At 72.4% G+C, this 4,488-nt stretch carries 3 protein-coding genes and 1 pseudogene; 3 read left to right on the top strand and 1 reads right to left on the bottom strand.

The annotated features are described in order from the left end of the window. The first annotated feature begins 357 nt into the window (after positions 1 to 357). The 3 genes from ACRDP3_RS28365 (at position 358) to ACRDP3_RS28355 (ending at position 4,335) form a co-directional block, all read left to right on the top strand. Positions 358 to 1,206 (top strand): 3-hydroxyacyl-CoA dehydrogenase family protein, encoded by an 849-nt coding sequence (locus ACRDP3_RS28365; protein WP_431519884.1) that lies wholly within the window; start codon positions 358 to 360, stop codon positions 1,204 to 1,206. A 184-nt stretch (positions 1,207 to 1,390) separates the two neighbouring features. Then, complete coding sequence (locus ACRDP3_RS28360; protein WP_431519883.1) at positions 1,391 to 1,723, top strand: STAS domain-containing protein; 333 nt, start codon at positions 1,391 to 1,393, stop codon at positions 1,721 to 1,723. A gap of 161 nt (positions 1,724 to 1,884) precedes the next feature. Further along, positions 1,885 to 4,335 (top strand): ATP-binding protein, encoded by a 2,451-nt coding sequence (locus ACRDP3_RS28355; RefSeq protein ID WP_431519882.1) that lies wholly within the window; start codon positions 1,885 to 1,887, stop codon positions 4,333 to 4,335. A gap of 38 nt (positions 4,336 to 4,373) precedes the next feature. Here ACRDP3_RS28355 and ACRDP3_RS28350 read toward each other — a convergent pair. Beyond that, a pseudogene (locus ACRDP3_RS28350) lies at positions 4,374 to 4,488 on the bottom strand (endonuclease NucS); the annotation flags it as partial.

The raw sequence follows: 4,488 nt of genomic DNA, 5'->3' as shown, positions 1-4,488 counted from the left end.
GGCGTACGCGCGTACGCCACCGCCTGCCAGCCTTCGGCCTTGATCGCGCTGGTCGGCACAGCATCGAGGGAGCGATCGGGTCGGCACGACGTGCGCGGGTTCCCCAACTGCGCGGTACGGCCCACGGAGTGAGATGGCGACAGGGCTGGGGGAGACCCGCGGATCGGGGGGACCCGGCCACGCCGGGCGGACCGGACATCATCGGTGTGATGTCCGCCATGTGAGACGTGACGCGTGTCTCTTCGCCGCCACAAGCCCTTGCCGAGGCGCTAATGTCCGCCCAACAGGCGTTCACGTGAAGGCGGCCCGGCACGGCCGGGCAGGGCTGACGAGGCTGACAAGGGCAGGGTGGAAGTCGTGGCGAAGAAGCTCGCCGTCATCGGTGCGGGGCTCATGGGGTCCGGCATCGCTCAGGTCTCGGCCCACGCGGGCTGGGACGTGGTCCTGCGAGATGTGACCGGCGAGGCGCTGACCCGTGGCATGGACGGCATCAAGGCGTCCTACGACAAGTTCGTGAGCAAGGGCAAGCTCGAGGGTGAGGCGGCGCAGGCGGCGCTCGCCCGCATCTCCACCACCACCGATCTGGACGCGGCAGCCGACGCGGACGTCGTCGTGGAGGCCGTCTTCGAGAAGATCGAGGTCAAGCGGGAGATCTTCGGCACGCTCGACACGCTGGTCAAGGACGAGGCGATCCTCGCCTCCAACACCTCCGCCATCCCGATCACCAAGATCGCGGCGGCGACCGGCCGCCCCGAACGGGTCGTGGGTACACACTTCTTCTCGCCCGTCCCGATGATGGCGCTGTGCGAGCTCGTACGGGGACACCGGACGAGCGACGAAACCCTGGCCGCCGCACGTGAGTTCGCCGAGTCGGTCGGCAAGAGCTGCGTCGTGGTCAACCGCGACGTGGCGGGCTTCGTCACCACCCGGCTGATCTCCGCCCTCGTCGTCGAGGCGGCGAAGCTGCAGGAGTCGGGCGTGGCCAGCGCCGAAGACATCGACACAGCCTGCAAGCTGGGCTTCGGTCACGCGATGGGGCCACTGGCCACGGCCGACCTCACCGGCGTCGACATCCTTCTGCACGCCACCGAGAACATCTACGCCGAGTCCCAGGACCCGAAGTTCGCCCCGCCGGAATCCATGCGCCGGATGGTCGACGCGGGCGACATCGGCCGCAAGAGCGGCCGGGGCTTCTACGAACACTGACACACGCGGATATCCGCCGATACCGCCGATAACAGGGGAAACGTTCGATATCGGTTCGCTCGGACGGGTGATTTCCGTATCGGTTCGAGCACGGACGGCAACTGGACTGCCCCTTTCGCAGTCAGTTGCAGTGAAGCATCAGACGTAAAGGTACGCGGACCAGCCACACATCCGGGGAGCAGCTATGCATATCAGGGGCGACCACGCCGAGCTGGCCGTCGGGGGTCGCCTCGATGTCCGGAGCGCGGCGGACGCCCGTACGGTCCTGCACGCCGCCGTCGACTCCGGTGACGGCGATCTGGTGCTGGACCTGGCCGGACTCGATTCCTGGGACGCCACCGGACTCGGAGTGATCATGGGTGCCCACCGCCGCGCCGGACGCTGCGGCCGGCGGCTGGTGCTGCGTGACGTGCCTCCGCAGATGCAACGGTTGCTGATGGCCACCCGGCTGCACCGCATCCTCGCCATCGAGGGCGGCGATCCGGTCCCCGACGCCCAGATCCTCACCAACCCTTGACGTAAACGTTCCCGACAACGCTCTGCTCGCCCGGTAATACTGTCCGAGGAGCAGCGCCAGGCTCCGACGGTGCTGCCGGTCCCGCGACCCATGCACCACGGGGAGGCCGACGGGGGACGAGGGGGCGTCGCCCGTACCGCAGCAACTGGGGGCAATCCACCATGGTTCAGCACGACAACGGTCAGCACGGCGACGTCGACGGCGGCGACGGCACCGATCCGGCCCGCACGGCCCGGATGGTGCGTCTCATCGCAGGCCCGCACCTGCTCACCGTCAACCCCGTCGACGGCAGTGAGATCGAGCCCTGCCCGCCGGGCGAGCTGCCCGGCACGCCCCGCAAACTGACGCCTGCTCACCGCCCCGCGCAGGGCAGCTCCGCCACCCCCGCCGGCGGCACCCCGGCGGGTGCGTTCGCCCTGCCCATGCTGGAGCGCGACGAGGAGCGCGAGCAGTTGGCGCGGCAGCTCGCGCGTGGGCGGTCCATACGGCTGACCGGTCCGTCCGGCGCGGGGCGCAGCACGCTGCTGGACGCCGTCGCCGAGGACGTCGCCGGGCTCGCCCCCGACGGCGTGGTGCGGCTGAGCGGTTACCACCGCACCCCTGCGGACCTGCTGCAGGAACTCTTCGCGGCCGTGTACGACGCTCCCCGGCAGCGGCCCGCGAGTGAGGAGGTCCGCATGGTCCTGCGCGACGTCGGCGCCATCGTCGTCCTCGACGACCTCGAGTTCGGCGGCGCCGCACTGGACGAGCTGCTGGACGCCACCCCCGAATGCGCCTACCTCCTCGCCGCCACCCCGGACGTCGCCGCCCCCTCGGCCGAGTCGCGGGTGGAGGAGGTCCTCCTCTCCGGGCTCAGCCGCACCGGTTCACTGGAACTGCTGGAACACGCCGTGCGGCGGCCGCTCACCAACGAGGAGACCGACTGGGCGAGCGACCTGTGGTTCGCCTCGGAAGGGGCCTCGGAGGGGCTGCCGCTGCGCCTGGTGCGGGCGGGCGCGCTGCTCCTGCACGGCGGCGTCCGCGAGCCGGCCGGTGGTACGGACACCGGTACGGACTCGGAGACCGGCACCGGCAGCGGCGCGGACACCGGCATGACGGCCCGGATCGCCGACCGGCTCACCCCCGCCGCGCGTGACGCGCTGCGCTTCGCCGTCGCCCTCGCGGGCGAACTCCCGCACCACACCCAGCTGCCCGCTCTCGTCGGCGACCCGCAGGCCGGTGAAGCGGTGGCGGAGCTGGCCGCGGCCGGGCTGGTCACGGCGGCGGGCGCGCACTACCGGCTGGCGGCCTCGGTCGCCGAGGACCTGACCCGGGCGGGTTACGCGGACGGCGCGGACGCCCGCGCCCTCACCGCCGCACAGCACTACGGCTGGTGGGTCGGCCATCCCGCCGTGATCCCGGAACGGATCGGCGCGGAGGCCGACGTGCTGCTCGCCGCCGTGCACGGCGCCCAGCGCGGCGGACACGCGAGCGCCGCCGTGCTGCTCGCCCACGCGGCCGCTCCGATAGTCGCCGCCGCACTGCGCTGGAGCGCGTGGGACCGGGTGTTGCGCGGAGGGCTGGAAGCGGCGCGTACGGCGGGTGAGGTCGCGGAAGAGGCCTACTTCCACCACGAGTTGGGGGTGCTCGCGCTCTGCACCGGCCGGCTGGAGCGGGCCAACACGGAGCTGGAGGCCTCCATCGGGCTGCGCGGTGTGCTCGCGGACCACCGCGGCACGGTCGCGGGCCGGCGGGCGCTGGCGCTGGTCACGGACCTGAGGGCGGCCGCGGAACAGGCGTCGGCGGTGACGCCGGGGGCCGCGGCGGCCTCCCACGCCGTACCCGCCGATGTGACGGCCCGCCTGCGGAAAGCCCTGGGCGTTGTGGGCGGTGGCCCGGCGGACAGTGCGAAGGGCGCGGACAGCCCGGACGCCACGCCGACCGTGGCGGCCACGGCCGCGCACAGTGCGTACCCTGCCACCCCCACGGGGAGCGGCGGCAGTCCGCTGGCCGGCACCCGGCGAAACCTGGTGGCCGCGGGCGCGGGCGCCGTGCTGGTCGCCGTACTCGGCACGATCGTCACCCTCGGCGGTGCCTCGGACGAGAACGCTCCGCCCGGTCAGGTCAACCCCCGTCAGTCCTCCAGCCAGCAGGAGGACGACAAGGAACTGACCGCGGACGACCCGGAGTCGAGCGAGGACAGCCCGGAGAGCCGGAGCACGAGCAGGTCCGAGAGCCCCGGCCCCACCAGCGAGTCGCCCGGTGCCTCCGAGAGCGCGAGCGGTGCGTCGCCGAGCGACAGCAGTTCGCAGCCGGACGACACGCCGTCGGGGTCTGACAGCGTGCCGGGAGGCTCCGGCGGCTCGTCCTCCAGCAGCACGTCCACCGACGGCGGTACCGGCAACGGTGGTACCGACACCGGCGGCAGTACCACCGACGGCGGCACCAGCACCGGCGCCGACGGTGGCACGACCGACGGTGGCAGCACGACCGACGGTGGAAGTACGACCGACGGTGGCAGTACGGCCGACGGCGGTACCACCACCACGACCACTGGCGGCTCCGCCGCCGGCAGTACGACCAGCGGCAGTTCGGGCACCACGACCAGCGGGTCGCCTACGCCATCCGGCTGAGGCACCGTCGGCGCGCTGTCCGGGCTTTCGTACGCGCCTCAGAAGAGCCGGAGCTTGTCGTCCTCGATGCCGCGCAGGGCGTTGTAGTCGAGGGTGACGCAGCCGATGCCCCGGTCCGTCGCCAGCACCCGCGCCTGCGGCTTGATCTCCTGC

The sequence above is a fragment of the Streptomyces sp. genome (genome assembly GCF_050698815.1).
Lineage (GTDB): Bacteria > Actinomycetota > Actinomycetes > Streptomycetales > Streptomycetaceae > Streptomyces.
Note: the sequence above shows the minus strand (reverse complement) of the source record. Positions and strands in the feature narration are given on the sequence as shown.